Annotated in this window: 14 protein-coding genes; 10 read left to right on the top strand and 4 right to left on the bottom strand. The window is 69.6% G+C overall.

Features of this window, described 5'->3' with window-relative positions; all coding sequences use genetic code 11:
* Positions 1-191: 191 nt before the first annotated feature.
* From AB0D04_RS40295 to AB0D04_RS40285, 3 genes are all read right to left on the bottom strand, one after another.
* Positions 192-1,043 carry a class I SAM-dependent methyltransferase gene (locus AB0D04_RS40295; protein WP_362712377.1) on the bottom strand — a complete coding sequence of 284 codons (852 nt, stop codon included), beginning with the start codon at positions 1,041-1,043 and terminating at the stop codon, positions 192-194.
* A gap of 369 nt (positions 1,044-1,412) precedes the next feature.
* Entirely contained in the window at positions 1,413-2,036 is a 624-nt protein-coding gene (locus AB0D04_RS40290; RefSeq protein WP_362712381.1) for an AAA family ATPase, read from the bottom strand.
* Positions 2,037-2,101: 65 nt separating this feature from the next.
* Positions 2,102-2,410, bottom strand: coding sequence for a hypothetical protein (locus AB0D04_RS40285; protein WP_362712376.1), 309 nt, complete (start codon positions 2,408-2,410; stop codon positions 2,102-2,104).
* Between the two features lie 702 nt (positions 2,411-3,112).
* Between AB0D04_RS40285 and AB0D04_RS40280 the strand changes: the two genes are divergently transcribed.
* From AB0D04_RS40280 to AB0D04_RS40235, 10 genes are all read left to right on the top strand, one after another.
* A complete protein-coding gene (locus AB0D04_RS40280) occupies positions 3,113-3,640 on the top strand; it encodes a hypothetical protein (protein ID WP_362712375.1) in 528 nt (175 codons plus the stop codon).
* Positions 3,641-3,794: 154 nt separating this feature from the next.
* Positions 3,795-4,631, top strand: a complete 837-nt coding sequence (locus AB0D04_RS40275; protein WP_362712374.1) for a DUF4097 family beta strand repeat-containing protein — start codon at positions 3,795-3,797, stop codon at positions 4,629-4,631.
* Between the two features lie 83 nt (positions 4,632-4,714).
* Complete coding sequence (locus AB0D04_RS40270; RefSeq protein WP_362712380.1) at positions 4,715-5,731, top strand: ATP-binding cassette domain-containing protein; 1,017 nt, start codon at positions 4,715-4,717, stop codon at positions 5,729-5,731.
* Complete coding sequence (locus tag AB0D04_RS40265) at positions 5,728-6,519, top strand: ABC transporter permease (RefSeq protein WP_362712373.1); 792 nt, start codon at positions 5,728-5,730, stop codon at positions 6,517-6,519. Before AB0D04_RS40270 ends, AB0D04_RS40265 begins: the two co-directional genes overlap by 4 nt.
* Before the next feature lie 140 nt (positions 6,520-6,659).
* On the top strand, positions 6,660-7,910 hold the full coding sequence (locus AB0D04_RS40260) for a cytochrome P450 (protein WP_362712379.1): 1,251 nt from the start codon (positions 6,660-6,662) through the stop codon (positions 7,908-7,910).
* A complete protein-coding gene (locus AB0D04_RS40255) occupies positions 7,907-8,107 on the top strand; it encodes a ferredoxin (RefSeq protein WP_362712372.1) in 201 nt (66 codons plus the stop codon). Before AB0D04_RS40260 ends, AB0D04_RS40255 begins: the two co-directional genes overlap by 4 nt.
* Before the next feature lie 338 nt (positions 8,108-8,445).
* Positions 8,446-9,603 carry a bifunctional glutamate N-acetyltransferase/amino-acid acetyltransferase ArgJ gene (gene argJ / locus AB0D04_RS40250; protein WP_362712378.1) on the top strand — a complete coding sequence of 386 codons (1,158 nt, stop codon included), beginning with the start codon at positions 8,446-8,448 and terminating at the stop codon, positions 9,601-9,603.
* 220 nt (positions 9,604-9,823) lie between these two features.
* Entirely contained in the window at positions 9,824-10,483 is a 660-nt protein-coding gene (gntA, locus tag AB0D04_RS40245) for a guanitoxin biosynthesis heme-dependent pre-guanitoxin N-hydroxylase GntA (protein WP_362712371.1), read from the top strand.
* 175 nt (positions 10,484-10,658) lie between these two features.
* Complete coding sequence (locus tag AB0D04_RS40240) at positions 10,659-12,479, top strand: TIGR03767 family metallophosphoesterase (protein WP_362712370.1); 1,821 nt, start codon at positions 10,659-10,661, stop codon at positions 12,477-12,479.
* 70 nt (positions 12,480-12,549) lie between these two features.
* Positions 12,550-13,053: a hypothetical protein gene (locus tag AB0D04_RS40235; protein ID WP_362712369.1), complete on the top strand. Its 504-nt coding sequence runs from the start codon at positions 12,550-12,552 to the stop codon at positions 13,051-13,053.
* A 52-nt stretch (positions 13,054-13,105) separates the two neighbouring features.
* Here AB0D04_RS40235 and AB0D04_RS40230 read toward each other — a convergent pair whose 3' ends face one another.
* Positions 13,106-13,837: a L,D-transpeptidase gene (locus AB0D04_RS40230; RefSeq protein WP_362712368.1), complete on the bottom strand. Its 732-nt coding sequence runs from the start codon at positions 13,835-13,837 to the stop codon at positions 13,106-13,108.
* Positions 13,838-14,021 lie beyond the last annotated feature (184 nt).

Raw genomic sequence — 14,021 nt, 5'->3', positions numbered from 1 at the left:
TCAACGTCCTGTGGGCCCTGTTGCGCGACGGACGGTGCTACGAACCCATACCTCCTGTCACGAACGCCGCTTGACAAAAAGATTAGGAATCGTAGGCGGTCAGTGCGCGCATGGCTGGCTGGCCGCGCATGAACCTGGCTCCACTCATCAGGCCCCCTTGGAATCGATCATCCAGGGAACCGGGAGGCGCTCTACCGGCGGACCGCCGAGATCAGTCCGCCGGACCGCTCCTCGCGCTGCGGCGGGGTGCTGATCGGACGGCCGTAGGCGGTAGCGCGCTCGCGCAGGGTGTGGCTGTCGGCCTCCCAGCCGTGCCCGGCCAGCCAGCCCACCGGGTCGTCGGGCATCTCCGAGACCCACATGGACGCCGCCGATCCCGGCGCGGCGTCCGCGCCGAAGCGCTCGATCACGCCGCGCGAGCCCAACGCCAGCCCCATCCGACTGCCTGCCGCCGACTGCGTGCTGATCCGGGCCATCAGTAGCTCCACCGCATCCTCGGGCAGATAGATCAGTAGTCCTTCGGCGATCCACGCGGTCGGCACGGCCGGGTCGTGCCCTGCGGCGGCCAGCGCGCCCGGCCAGTCCTCACGCAGATCCACGGCGACGGTGATCCGCTCGCAGCGTGCGACGGCCCGCTCCTGGCGCAGCACCGAAGCCTTGAAGTCCAGTGGCGCGGCGGTGTCGACCTCGAACAGCCGGGTGCCCTCGGGCCAGTCCATCCGGAAGGCCCGGCTGTCCATGCCGGCGCCGAGCAGCACGACCTGCCGGACCCCGGACGCGGAGGCCTGCTGCAACAGGTCGTCGAGGAACTTCGTCCTGATGACGATGGAGTACGACACGGCCAGCCGGCGGCGTCGCGCGGCCTCGTCATCGGGCAGCGGCGGCGAGGAGGGCCACAGGCCGCCGGCGGTGGCGAAGGCCTGTGCCAGCAGGTCGCGGAACAGCGCGTTCTCCCGCTCGGTCTCCAGCGCCCGCACCCTGGCCACCCCCACCGCCGTGGCCCACACTCCCGACGGCTGCACCCGCTCCTGTTCATCAGTCACCGCGCCGGCCTAGCTAGATGATCGATTCCAAGGGGCCTGATGAGGGGAGCCAGGTTCATGCGCGGCCAGCCAGTCATGTGCGCACTGACCGCCTACGACCACGAAAAACCACCATCAGGCGAAGATCAACAGTCACCCTGTGTACGCGACCACACGAAGTGGACCAGAGCCCCCGGCCATGTCTCCCCTCCTCGCGACGGCCATCTCGACGGCGCCGCGAAGGCCGCCGCAACCACGCTGCGCAGGGCGATGCCGTTCATCCGCCCGATCGTCCGGTACACCGATCACACCGACCGTGTTCCGTCGCAGGACTGCTGCCGCGCCTTCGCCGGGGCAGGCGAAGCGGTCCTGGTCGCGGGTGCCCAGCCCTCACCACACCGGCGCGAAGCCGGCTTTCGGCAGATCGGGGCGGAGTTTTCCCCTGAGCTGTTCAAACGCCGTAGGAGCTGGTTGGCGTGGCAGGAAGTCCCTGATCCGCTGAGCGCAGTCCACGGCGCCGGCCGTGGTCGTATCGCACTCGATGTCGTACAGGCCGTGAGCGTGAACTTGCTCGAATTGGCGGGCCGCGAGGCCCGCGGGGCGGTCGCCACGCTCCCGTTCGCGCCGTTCCAGCGCCTGGAGCGAACAGCGCACACCGACCAGGACAACGTCCCCGGGAACGAACAACCCGAGGCAGTCCAGAAGGCGCCACCGCTCGCTCAGCACATGGTCCACCACCACGTTGTTGCCACTCTCGGCCATACCGGCGACCGCTCGATGGAACCCCATCCAGGTGCGACGAAGAACGTGGCTCAGCTCGTCCGGGCCGACCTCACGGCGGGACCGCATGGAGTGGAAGGCGTCCACGGGCATGTGGAAGTACGGCACGTCCAGGATCTTGAGCAGTTCCTTGGCGATACTCGACTTCCCTGAGCTGGACGTACCGTTCAAGAAGATGATCCGTCCCCGCCGATCCGTAGGACATGCGGCGTCCCACCTGGCCGGCTCGGACACGTTGTCACCAACTCCGGACATCTGGGCTCCTTCGCCGTTGACGAGGTTGCGTCATCACCATGGTCCTACAGCGCGATCCACCACAGCCGGGCAGGTCTCGCGCCTGGCAAGGGCGAGCCTTCGTCCAACTGCCGGTCGGCAGTGGCGTGGTCGCGCGTTTTTGGTGCCGAAACGACCTCGGCCTGCGCGAAGACCGGGATGCCAGAGCCGGCGCCGACCACGCCTACCTGTTCACCGGCCGGCTCGGTCGCGGAGGGCAACGACTTCGCCACCTCGGCGAACTTCGGCGGCGGGGTCCGCGGTGACGTCTCCAGCCGCCCGGCGTGCAGCGAAGCCGCCTCCCTCTGGCAGCGCGGAACGTGCGCGCCAGCCACTCGGCTTGGCGATCACCGTAGCCGGAGCCGGGCGGCTTGGGTCCGGCCTCGCCCTACTGGAAGTCGGTGTCCGAGGTGCCGGTCGGGAGTCTTTTGAGGGCGTGCAGCGGCAGGCGAGTGGGGGGTACACGGGGTGCCCGTCCTGAAGCCCTGCACCCCGCGCGTAGCAGCGCAGCTCGGCGGCGAAGGTGACGACCCGTACGAGATGCCCCGTAGGAGATGGCCCGTAGGAGATGGCCCGTAGGAGATGGCCGGTGCGAAGCGCCTTCCCGGCCGCCGAGGTGCTCGTCTGCGGCCGTCGCGCGCATTCCCCGTGCGGGCCTCGGGCTCTGCGGCCATGTGGCACCACGAGCGCCACGGCGGCGCCACCGGAGTATGCGTGGCGCCATCATGGCACCACGCCCGCGCGCCGAGCCCGGCCCCCGAGGCACTCCCGCTGGGCAGTCGCCCGCACCGAGGCCGTCGCACCCGTCAAAACTGCAGGTCAGAGGGCAGGCGTCAACACCCGCAGCCCTTCGGCCGAGCATCCGGCACTCACCGTCACGCCTCGCCCCCACACCCCGCCATCCCCCACTCCCAGCCCGTAAGCCCTCCCGCCGCGAACACTCGCATACGCCCTTCGAGTGCATCCCACTCCATCATGGCGCCATTCATGCGCCATTGAGACTTGCCATGGCGCCACAGTGGTGCCACTATGGGGCCATGGACCTCACGCCCTACGTCGACAACCTCCGTCACGAACTCGCGGTCGCCGCGGACGCGGGCGGCAAAGAAGCCCGTGCCCTGGCCGAGCGGCTCACTGCGCCGCTCGAATCGGCGGCCCGGCTCACCTTGCTGAACGCGCTGTCGGTTGCCGTGGACGAGATCACCCGCGAGCTGGCGCCCGGCTCGGTCGACGTACGGCTGCGGGGGCTTGACCCCGAGTTCGTGGTGACGGCACCGCTGGGGCAGGGTGCCTACGAGGAGGGTGAGGGCGCACCGAGCGAGGTGCGGGCGCCCCTGCCGCCCGTTGCGCCGGAAGGCGATGAGGGCGGTACGGCGCGGATCAACTTCCGCCTGCCCGCCCACCTCAAGACCCGGGTCGAGGACGCCGCCGGACAGGAAGGCCTCTCGGTCAACGCCTGGCTGGTACGGGCCGCCGCCGGCGCCCTGGAGCAGCCCGGCGAGCGAGCCCGGCCGACCGGCCGCCGCCCCAAGGGGCAGCAGGGCTTCACGGGCTGGGTTCGTTAGCCCGGCGCTCCTCCCCCGCTCACGCGCCCACCTGCTTACTCGCACTTACTCATCTACCGACTCACTCGGTTACCGACCTACTCGGTTGCCGACTTGCTCACGCACCCGCCTGACCAGCGGGAATGCACACCACAGCCAAGAGGACGGGACAGCCATGCCAAATTTCGACACTCCGGACCCGATCTCCGTCACCCTCGAATTCGACATCGGCTCCGCCCGGATCATCGCGGGCAAGCGCACCGACACGGTCGTCGAGGTGCTGCCGAGCAATGACGCCGATGACGCCGACGTACGGGCCGCGGAGCAGACCAAAGTCACCTTCACGGGCGGGAAGTTGCTGGTCAAGGGGCTCAAGCGCCGCTCCCTGTTCGGCAAGAGCGGCTCGGTCGAGGTGACCGTCGAGCTGCCCACCGACTCGGATGTCCTGGGCGTCTCGCCGATGGCGGACCTCATCTGCGAAGGCCGCTTCGGGGAGTGCCGACTCAAGACGTCGCTCGGCACCATCCGGGTCGACGAGGCGGGAGCCGTGAACCTGCGGACCGGCCACGGCGCCATCAGCGTGGACCGCGTGACGGGAGATGCCGAGATCACCGGGGCGGGCCAGATCGACATCGGCGAGATCGCGGGCAACGCGGTGGTCAAGAACCTCAACGGCGAGTCCGTGATCGGCGAGATCGGCGGCGGACTGAAGGTGAACGCGTCCAACGGACACATCTCCGTGGACGTCGCGCATGCCTCGGTCGAGGCCAAGTGCGCCAACGGCTCCATCCGGATCGGCGAAGTGGAGTGCGGCAAGGTCACGCTCCAGGCCGCCGCCGGCGACATCGAGGTCGGCGTGCGGGAGCCCACCGCCGCCTGGCTCGACGTGCACACCCGCGTCGGCAAGGTGCGCAATTCCATCGAGCCCTCCGAGGGGCCCGGCGATTCCGGCAGCACCGTCGAGGTGCACGCCCGTACCGGCGTCGGCAACATCGTCATCCGCCGCCCCTGACCACGTGACCGGCGGATCCCGACCACGTGACCCGCCGCTCCGGCCATCCATGACAACAGAACAAGGACGGGTCTGTCATGCCCATGACTTCCACGACGGCTACGGCCACACCGGCGACCACGACCACGACAGCCGGCTCACCGGCGATCACCGTCACCGGGCTCTCCAAGTCCTACGGCGACAAGGTGGTGCTCGACGGCATCGACCTGCACATCCCCGAAGGCACGATCTACGCGTTGCTCGGGCCCAATGGCGCCGGCAAGACCACCACCGTGCAGATCCTCTCCACCCTCATCCCCGCCGACTCCGGCCAGGCCCTGCTCGCCGGCCACGATCTGGTCCGCGAGGCCGGTGCCGTACGCGCCGCGATCGGCGTCACCGGCCAGTTCGCTGCAGTGGACAACCTGCTCACCGCCGAGGAGAACCTGCTCCTCATGGCGGACCTGCTCCATCTGGCCCGCCGCGAAGGCAGGCGACGCGCCGCCGAGCTGCTGCGCCGCTTCGAGCTGACGGAGGCGGCCAAGAAGCCCGTCTCGACCTTCTCGGGCGGTATGCGGCGCAAGCTCGACCTCGCGATGACCCTGGTCGGCAGACCGCGCATCATCTTCCTCGACGAGCCGACCACCGGACTCGACCCGCGCAGCCGCCGCACCATGTGGGAGATCATCCATAGCCTCGTCGCCGACGGCGTCACCATCTTCCTGACCACGCAGTACCTGGAGGAGGCCGACCAACTCGCCGACCGTATCGCCGTGTTGGACCACGGGAAGCTGGTCGCCGAGGGCACCGCGGAAGAGCTCAAGCGCCTGATCCCCGGTGGCCACATCCGCCTCCGGTTCCTCGACCCGGACCGGCTCGAATCGGCCGCCGCCCTCTTCGGTTCCGCGGCGTACGACAGCGAGGCCCTCACCCTGCACATCCCCAGCGACGGCGGCATCCCCGCCCTGCGCGCCGTCCTCGACGGCCTGGACGACGCGTCGATCGAGGCCGAGGCACTCACGGTGCACACCCCCGATCTCGACGATGTCTTCCTCACCCTCACCGGACAGCCGAAGCCGTCCGGCGACGCGATCAACTCCCCTAAGGAGAACGCCCGATGAGCACCATGTCCTACGCCGCCAGAGACTCGATGACGATGCTGCGGCGCAACCTGAAGCACGCGCTGCGCTATCCCTCGATGACGGTCTCGGTCGTCGCGATGCCCCTCGTGATGCTGCTGCTGTTCAACTACGTCTTCGGCGGCGCCCTGGGGAGCGGTATCGGCGGGATGCCCACCGGCGGCGGCGAGTACATCGACTACGTCGCGCCCGGCATCATCCTGATGGCCGCCACCTCCGGAGCGCTGTCCACGGCCATCAGCATCTGCTCCGACATGACCGAGGGCATCGTCAACCGGTTCCGCACCATGTCGATCTCCCGCGCCGCGTTCTTGACCGGACATGTCGTCGGCAGCGTCATCCAGACGCTGCTCAGCATCACGCTCGTTGTCGGCGTCGCCCTCCTGATGGGCTTCCGGCCCAACGCCACCCCTGTGGAGTGGCTCGCGATCGTCGGTGTCCTCGTCCTGCTCATCGTGGCGCTCACCTGGCTGGCGGCCGCGATGGGCCTGGTGGCCAAGAACGTCGAAACCGCCAGCAACATGCCCATGCCGCTGACGTTCCTGCCCTTCCTCGGCAGCGCCATCGTCCCGCCGGAGTCGATGCCCACCGGGCTGCGCTGGTTCGCCGAGTACCAGCCCTTCACCCCCGTCATCGAGACACTGCGCGGCCTGCTGATGGGGACCGGGATCGGCACCAGCGGGCCGATCGCACTCGCCTGGTGCCTCGGCCTCACCCTGGCCGGCTACCTGTGGGCCCGTACGGCCTTCAACCGCGGCATCAAGCGCTGAGCCGGCACACCGGCGGCCAGGCCACGGGCGGCCAGGCCACGGGCGGCCAGGCCACGGGCGGCCGCGCCACCGGCAGCCGTACCACCAACGGCCACGACAGCGGCCAGTTCACCGCACCTCACGTTGCACCGGAGGACACCATGCAGCACGAACCGTCGACACCCTCGACCGAGCAGACCGCCCAGGACGCAGCGCCGGTAACAACCCTGCCGACGACCCGTCACACGGGCTGCCCCTTCGATCCGCCCGCCGAACTGGCACAGCTGCGCGAGGAGCAGCCGCTGCGCCGGATGGACTACCCCGACGGGCACCAGGGCTGGCTGGCCACCGGGCACTCCGTGGTCCGCGCGATATTGGCCGACCCCCGGTTCAGCTCGCGGTACGAGCTGATTCACGTGCCGTTCCCAGGCTGGCCCACGGAAGTTCCGCCGGCGCCGACCGGCGACATGAGCGGCATCGACGCACCCGAGCACACCCGCTACCGGCGGCTGCTCATGGGCAAGTTCACCGTCCGCCGGATGCGTGAACTGACCGCACGCGTCGAGGAGATCACCACCGAGCACCTCGACGCCATGGAGCGCCAGGGTGGCCCGGTGGACCTGGTGACGGCTTTCGCCCAGCCCGTCCCCGCGCTGATGATCTGCGAACTCCTGGGTGTGCCCACCGCCGACCGGGACGTCTTCCAGCGCCATACGGCCACGGTGACCGACCAGAGCACCTCCATGGAGGATCAGGTGGCCGCCTACACCGCGATCCAGGAGATCATTCACGGGTTGGTACTGGCCAAGCGCGCCGAGCCCACCGACGACCTGCTCAGCGACCTGGCACAGGACGGCGGACTCAGCGATGAGGAGCTTGCCGGTGTCGGAACCTTCCTGCTGGGCGCCGGCCTCGACACCACCGCCAACATGCTCGCGCTCGGCACCTTCGCGCTGCTGAGCAACCCGGACCAGCTCGCCGCCCTGCGCAACGATCCGGGCCTCGCCGACCAGGCCGTCGAGGAGCTGATGCGCTATCTGACCATCGCCGACCCCGGGATCCGGGCGGCGCTGGAAGATGTAGAGGTGGACGGTCACCTGATCAGGGCCGGCGAGACGGTCACCCTCTCGCTCCAGGCCGCCAACCGTGACCCGCAGCGGTTCCCCGCCCCCGACACTCTCGACGTGCACCGGAAGGCCACCGGGCAGCTGAGCTTCGGACATGGCGCGCACCAGTGCCTGGGGCAGCAGCTGGCGCGCGTCGAGATGCGTGTCGCCTTCCCCGCACTCCTCACCCGGTTCCCGACGCTGCGCCTGGCCGTCGCGCCCGAGGACGTGCCGCTGCGGACCCGGTCGAACATCTACGGCGTGCACCAGCTTCCGGTCACTTGGGACCAGGAGGCGGGCCGGTGAAACTCAGCGTCGACCGCGAGCGCTGCTGCGGCGCAGGGATGTGCGCACTGACCGCTCCCGAGGTGTTCGATCAGGACAGCGAGGACGGCCGGGTGCTGTTAATCGCCCCGCAGCCGCCACAGCAGCACCATGCGGCCGTCCGCGAGGCGGCCGGGCTGTGTCCCGCGGGGGCAATCGCCCTCGTCGAGCAGCAATAGATCAGGGAGAGGGAGCAGGGAGAGAGAAGAGAGACAGGGTTCTCGTTGCCGTACAGCCGCCCGCCGCTTGCCGGTTGGGCGGCTGTACGTCTGGGCGGTAGGGGGCCCGCGGCCGTGACAACCCGGGCCCTCCGCGGAACCGCCAGATCGCGTCGGCGACCTCGGCGACGGCATCGGGGCCGACGGCGCCCCTTCCGAAGACGTGCAACCGCCAACCGCCAGCTCCTGGACAGCCGTTGCCCACCTCTGCAAATATATTCGGCATGACACATATCAATGCATCATCGGTGCGAGCACCAGCATCGGCATCTGCACCAGCCCCCGGAGAGCCGGAGCCCCTGGCATGGCCCACCGGATTCCATGCCTACACCGGGCACGGCGGTCTGCGCGACCACGGTGACGACGTATCCATCGTGGCGTCGGACCGTCCCTCCGCCAGCGCCGCCATGTTCACCAAGAGCCTCTTCGCGGGGCCGGCCGTGATCCTCAGCCGGGCGCATGCCGCAGGGCGGAATCTGCGGGCCGTGACCACGCTGGCGCAGAACGCGAATGTCGCCACTGGGCGGCAGGGCGAGGCGAACGCCGCCGAGGTGGTCGGCCGGGTCGCCGGGATTCTGGGTGTCGCGGAGGACGAGGTGCTCATCGGGTCCACCGGCGTCATCGGACGCCCCCTGCCGATGGACGCCCTCCGTACGCACTTCGACGGGACGGCCGAGCGCGGCCCGGAGGCATTCGGGGCCGGGCCGCTGGACGTGGCGCGCGCGATGATGACCACCGATACCCGCCCGAAAACCGCTGTCCGTACCGTCGGAGCGGCCCGGATCGTCGGCATCGCGAAGGGCGTCGGGATGCTGGAGCCGGATATGGCCACGATGCTGGCGTATCTCTTCACCGACGCCGAGATTTCGGCATCGGACCTGGACAGTGCGCTGCGGACGGCCGTCGACCGGACGTTCAACTGCCTGAGCGTCGACACCGACACCTCCACTTCCGACACGGTGGCGGTGATCGCCAACGGCGCGGCCGGGCCGGTCGACCCGTCGGAATTCTCCGCGGCCCTCGCCGAGCTGTGCCTGGACCTGACCACGCAGCTCGCGCGCGACGGGGAGGGCGCCACAAAGCTCCTGCGCGTCACCGTCGCCGGGGCGCACGATCAGGCGCAGGCCCGGCGCATCGCCAAGAGCGTGGTGAATTCTCCGCTGGTCAAGACGGCGGTCCATGGAGCCGATCCCAACTGGGGACGGGTCGTGATGGCCATCGGCAAGAACACCGACGACGGTGCCATCACGCCGGAGCGCGTCACGGTCGCGTTCGGCGATGTCGAGGTGTACCCGGAAGAACCCGCACCGGACACCCTCGCCAAGCTCACCGACATCATGCGGCAGCCCGAGGTCGACATCACCGTCACGCTCGGCCTCGGTCGCGCCGAGGCGACGGTCTACGGCTGCGACCTGTCCGCCGGCTACATCCGGATCAATGCGGACTACACGACATGACCGGCCCGAAACACGTACCGGGACGGCGTACGGCTGCCTCCCCGGGCCCTTCGGCGGCCTGGCGTTCCCGTGACAGCCGTCCGGCCGGCAGCGGCCGTCAGGCTCGCCGTGGCAGGTACATGGCCGTCCTGGCTTGACGAAAGGGCCATGTCCGATCTTGACTGCCGGGGTCCCCCCCACGGGTTCTGTCCCCCGAACAAAGGTCTAAGGTCTCGCGAACATGACGGTTCACGCCTCCGCCGCCACTGAAGTCGGGCAGTTCCTGCTCGGCGACTCGTTTCCTTGCCTGGCAGGCCGCTCGGCGTGGCGACAGGGTGGGATCACCCATCACCACTACACGTGGTTCGGAGATGACGGGTCGGCCGAGCAGATGGCCGCTGACCTGCAGGCCTACGTCGAGGCGGTGGACTGGGACGCCAAGCCCTTCACCAGCTTCGTGGCCACCTTCTCGGGTCCCCTGATGCTGTCGGAGATCGAGTTCGAGCGGCTGATGTGGGAGCAGCTGCAGGCCGTGCACGATCACGACAGCCGGACGCACGCCTGGGCCGACGGCTACGACCACGACGCGTCGTCCGGCGCCTTCGCGTACAGCGTCGCCGGGCATCCGTTCTTTGTGATCGGCCTGCACGAGACGCACAGCCGGATCGGCCGCCGCCCGCCGTTCCCGATGCTGGCGTTCAATTCCCACGCCCAGTTCGACCGGATCAAGGCCGCCGGGCTGTGGGACCGGCTGCAGGAGAAGATACGCAAGCAGGACATCGAGCTGCAGGGCAATATCAACCCCAATCTCGTGGAGTACGAGAAACTCTCCGAGGCCCGGCGTTACTCGGGCCGCCGCAAGCCGGCCGACTGGGAGTGCCCTTTCTCCGCCCGGGTCTGAGACCGGCGGCAGCGACGGGGCCGGCTCCTCGCCGGCCCCTACCTTCAGGTGATGGGTAGGGCCCCTTCCGGCCCCGTTCAATTTCCGGCCATGCTCTCCGCGCACCCTGACGGAAGGAGATGTTCCGCTTGGTGACACCGCCGTGCCGGCCCGCCCGCACGGCACGGAGGGCCTCATGGCCGGTAGCGAAACCACCACCAACCGTCGTCGATTCCTCTTCACTTCCGGCGCCGCATGCGCCGGGGTGGGCGCCACATGGGCGCTCCCCGGTCAGCGCCGCAGCAGCGCCGCCGCGGACACCCCGCCCGTGCACGCCACCCCCGCCCCGCCGCCCCCGGCCCGCCCGGCCGCCGGCCGCGCGGCACCGTACGGGACCACGACCCTCGAGACGACCGCGCGCCTCGCCCGCGGCAGCGGCTACCGGCGCATCGTCCCGGGCCCCGGCTGGCCGGTGGTCGTCCGGGACGCGCTCGCGGCCGCCCGGCCCGGACGCCAGGACCGGCGCACCGCTCTGGCCTGTTTCGTCCAGTTCACCGATCTGCATGTGGCGGACGTGCAGAGCCCGCTGCGTACGGAATTCCTGCGGGCCCGGTCGGCGGGGTCGTGGCGGGCGCAGGAGGCGCTGTCGGTAGCGGGCTCGGTCTCGCTGGTGGAGCAGGTCAATGCCCTCGCCCACGGGCCCCACACGGGCCGCCCGCCGGCGTTCGTCATGTCCACGGGGGACAACATCGACAACCACTCGGCGATGGAGCTGGAGTGGTTTCTCACCCTCATGAGCGGCGGCCGGATCACGCCCAACACCGGCGACCCGGCCTCGTACGAAGGCGTGCAGAACTCCGGCCTGGCGCTGTACTGGCACCCGGACGGCAGCCTGCGCGACCAGGACACGCGGCGCGGCCTGCCGCAGATACCCGGCTATCTGGACGCCGCACTGCGCCCGGTGGTCAGCCCCGGACTGCGTATTCCCTGGTACTCGACGCCCGGCAACCACGACGACCTGCCCGGCGGCTGTCTGTCACCGCAGGACCCCGTGCTGCGGGACTACGTGACCGGGGCGCGCAAGCTGTTCTCCGTACCGGATACGGAGGTGGCCGCCCTCGCCCGCGTGCTGAAGAGCGGCGGCGACCCCAAGAGCACCGTGCTCAAGGAGATTCTGCGCCAAAACGCCCGCCGAGCGCGGACCGTGACCCCCGACGAGCGCCGGCGCATGGTCGCACCGGACGAGTATCTGCGCGCGCACCTGGACCCGGCCGTCGCCGGAGCGGGACCCGTCGGGCACGGGTACACCGAGAACCACCTGGACGGCGAGCGGATGTACTACGCGTTCCCCGTCGCGGACGGCGTCCTCGGCATCAGCATCGACACCACCTACCGCAGCGGTCACTTCGAAGGGTCGCTGGGGAGCGAGCAACTCGCCTGGCTGGAGCGGACGTTGGCGGCGCACAGTGCCCGCTTCTACGACGCGGACGGGCGGCCGGTGCGCAATACCGGGGCCGACGATGCGCACATCCTGGTCTTCAGCCACCACCACAGCCCCAGCATGACGCGGCGCCCGGACGCGGCACGCACGGAGGAGCGGCGGCACGACGGCGAGGAACTCATCGCGCTGCTCGGCCGGTTCCCGAACGTGGTCGCCTGGATCAACGGCCACAGTCACATCAACCAGATCACGCCTCACCCCCACCCCACGGCCGCCCGTTCCTTCTGGGAGGTCAACACCGCCTCCCACGTGGACTATCCGCAGCACGCCCGCCTCATCGAACTCGCCGACAACCACGACGGCACCCTGTCCCTGTTCGCCACCCTCATCGAATCCGCCGCCCCGCACCGCACGGACTTCGACGACCTGTCGGCCGTGGGCCTCGCCTCCCTCTACCGCGAGGTGGCGTACAACGCTCCCGGGCTCGTGGCCGCCGGTTTGCCGGGCGGTGTGCACGAGGAGATGGCGGGCCGCGCGGTGGACCGGAACGTGGAGCTGGTGGTGCGGCGGGCGTGAGGAGGTGCGCGCGGCCGAACAGCGGGTATCACCCGGGGTAATCCGCCTTTGCGCCCCCTGGGAGCTGCTCATGAAGCACACCCATCCCCTGCCCGGCGACATCGGACTCACCCAAATCTCCGGCGTGACCGGTCAGTTGATCCGCCTCGGACAGTGGATCAACAAGGACGGCTTCGCCGACTACCAACACGTCTTCCTGGTCCTGCCCGACGAACAGCTGCTGGAGGCCGTGCCGGGCGGGGCCCGCATCAGCTCCCTCTCCGGCTACACCGGCACCGATGTGCTCTACGTCTGTCCGAAACGCCTCACCTGGCAGCAGCGCACCGCCATCTGCGAAGCGTCCACCCGGTACATCGGGGTGCCCTACAGCTTCCTCGACTACGCCGCGATCGCCGCGCACCGCTTCCGTCTGCCCCTCCCCGGACTGCGCCGCTACGTGGCCAGCACCCGCCACATGATCTGCTCCCAGCTCGTCGACCAGTGCTACCTGGACGCCGGGGTGCACCTCTTCGCCGATGGCCGCTGGCCCGGCTATGTGACACCGATGGCGCTGTACAACCTGCTGGCCCGCTGACCGCGAAGGGCCTGGTTCCGCCCGGTGGCCTCCCGCCACCGGGCGCTCGGTCTCAGGTGCCGGGCTTGCGGCCAAAGACGTGGACGTCGTCACCGTTCCTGAGCAGGGACCAGTACTTCTTGGCGTCCTTGCTGCGCATATTGACGCAGCCGTGCGAGCCGGGGGCCGACCAGACGCTGCCGCTGATGGAGTGGAACGCCTGGCCACCGTCGAAGAACTGGCTGTACGGCATGGGCACGTCGTAGAGCGTCGACACATGGTGCAGATGGCGCCAGTAGATCCTCTTGGCGCCCGTACGGGTCTCGAAACCGTTGCGGCCGGTACGGATCGGCACCGGGCCGAACACCAGCTTCGATCCGTCCTGGATCCAGCTGATCTGGCGGGTCAGGTCGACGCAGGCTATTCGCCCTTTGTTCCGGGGGCACTTGCGGGCCTTGTTGGGCTGGTGCCCGGCCGCCTTCTGCCGGGCGACGACGCGCATGACGCCCCAGGTGATGGGCCCGGCGTAGCCGATGTTCGGGGTGATGCCGTGGCTGGTCTGGAAGGCGCGGATCGCGCGGCAGTCGGACGGTGTCTGCCGGCCGTCCGCCCGGAGCCCGAGGAACTTCTCGGCCTGCTTCTGATACGGACCGCGGTACGCGGTGCACGGGGAGGCGGCGGCGGCCGGGGCGGGCGAGCTGAAGGCCACCGTCAGCGGCACGGTCAGCGCCGCCAGGGCGAGCGCCGCGCCCGCTCTGCGGCCCGTGCGGGGCCGCCGCAGGCGTAGGTTCAGTAGTCGTTTCATACCGGGTAGGACTATGTGCCCCTGCCGCCGGTTGCATGCGCAGGTCAGCCGAAATATCGGGTACGCCGGATTACGGCCAACGGGCCGTGTGGGGGGGGCCGCGCGGGGGGCCCCACGGCCGGGGTGGGGCAGGAACAAAAAAATAGATGAACAAAAAGAAAAGAAAAAAAAAAAATAAACGATA

The organism is Streptomyces sp. NPDC048483, from assembly GCF_040651455.1.
Taxonomy (GTDB): Bacteria; Actinomycetota; Actinomycetes; order Streptomycetales; family Streptomycetaceae; genus Streptomyces.
Note: the sequence above shows the minus strand (reverse complement) of the source record. Positions and strands in the feature narration are given on the sequence as shown.